Origin of the sequence: Caulobacter sp. HMWF025, from assembly GCF_003060965.1 — a bacterium.
Lineage (GTDB): Bacteria > Pseudomonadota > Alphaproteobacteria > Caulobacterales > Caulobacteraceae > Caulobacter.
The window spans coordinates 1-1,346 of sequence record NZ_QAII01000057.1; the positions used below are offsets into that span (position 1 = coordinate 1).

3 protein-coding genes are annotated in these 1,346 nt (G+C 67.2%); all 3 read left to right on the forward strand.

Features of this window, described 5'->3' with window-relative positions; translation table 11 throughout:
- A partial coding sequence (locus DBR10_RS07560; RefSeq protein ID WP_272482601.1) for a carboxyl transferase domain-containing protein occupies nucleotides 1–273 on the forward strand: 273 nt, incomplete at its 5' end.
- A gap of 10 nt (nucleotides 274–283) precedes the next feature.
- Nucleotides 284–583 (forward strand): hypothetical protein, encoded by a 300-nt coding sequence (locus tag DBR10_RS07565; RefSeq protein WP_108489799.1) that lies wholly within the window; start codon nucleotides 284–286, stop codon nucleotides 581–583.
- The coding region (locus DBR10_RS07570; protein ID WP_146187827.1) for an ATP-binding protein at nucleotides 583–1,346 on the forward strand (764 nt) is incomplete at its 3' end. The genes DBR10_RS07565 and DBR10_RS07570, both read left to right, overlap by 1 nt.

Here is a 1,346-nt window from a genome sequence, read left to right on the forward strand (position 1 = left end):
GCCTGGCCCACCGCCGAGATCGCGGTCATGGGGGCCAAGGGGGCGGTCGAGATCATCTTCCGGGCCGAGGCCAAGGACCCCGTCGCCCTGGCCGCCCGAGAGGCCGAGTACAAGGACGCCTTCGCCAATCCGTTCGTCGCCGCCTCACGCGGCTATATCGACGACGTCATCATGCCCCACGGCACCCGCCGTCGCATCGTCCGGGGTCTCAAGTCCCTCAAGGGCAAGGAACTCACCAACCCCTGGAAGAAGCACGACAACATTCCCCTGTGAGCGCGCCACTATGAGCCAGTTCGACGATCACTGCGGGCGCGAGGATCTCGACGCCCTGCTGACCGGCTTTGACGGCGCAGGCGTGCCGAGCCCTGGCCGGGCAGCACAGCTTTGGCGTGTCGGGCGCTGGCTGCGCGCCCAGGGGGCCTCGCGTCCCCGTTCGCTGCACGCAGTCCGCGACGACGCGGTCATCGTCAACGGCCAGATCCTGGCCATCGACCGCTTCGGCCAGATCCAGAACCTGTCGGCCCTGCGCCGCACGCCCGCTCCGGCCTGCCCCCCTTCTGCCTACCAAGGAAGTTTCCGCTGATGTTTTCCAAGATCCTGATCGCCAACCGGGGCGAGATCGCGGTGCGGGTGATCAAGACGTGTCGCCGGCTGGGGATTGCGACGGTGGTGGTCTATTCGGACGCCGATGCGGGGTCGCTGGCGGTCGAGATGGCCGACGAGACGGTGCATATCGGTCCGTCGCCGGCCAATCAGTCCTATCTGGTGGCTGACAAGATCATCGCCGCCTGCAAGCAGACCGGGGCCCAGGCGGTGCATCCGGGCTTTGGCTTCCTGTCGGAGAACGCCGGCTTTGCCCAGCGCTGCGCCGATGAGGGCATCGTGTTCATCGGTCCCAATCCCGGCGCGATCAGCGCCATGGGCGACAAGATCGAGAGCAAGAAGTTCGCCCAGGCCGCCGGCGTCTCCTGCGTGCCGGGCCATATCGGCGAGATCGACGACACCGCCCACGCGATCCGGATTTCCGAGCAGATCGGCTATCCGGTGATGATCAAGGCCAGCGCCGGCGGCGGCGGCAAAGGCATCCGGGTGGCCTGGACCCAGCAGGACGTCGAGGAAGGCTTCCCGGCCGTGCGCGCCGAGGCCAAGGCCAGCTTCGGCGACGACCGCATCTTCATCGAGAAGTTCATCGTCTCGCCGCGCCACATCGAGATCCAGGTGCTGGGCGACAAGCACGGCAATGTCGTTCACCTGTTCGAGCGCGAATGCTCGATCCAGCGCCGTAACCAGAAGGTCATCGAGGAGGCCCCGAGCCCGCTGCTCGACGAGGCCACCCGCGCCGCCAT

Bases quoted from the DNA above. Each gene is read 5' to 3' on its own strand.
- DBR10_RS07565 (WP_108489799.1), top strand. From the start codon at position 284: ATGAGCCAGTTCGACGATCACTGCGGGCGCGAGGATCTCGACGCCCTG.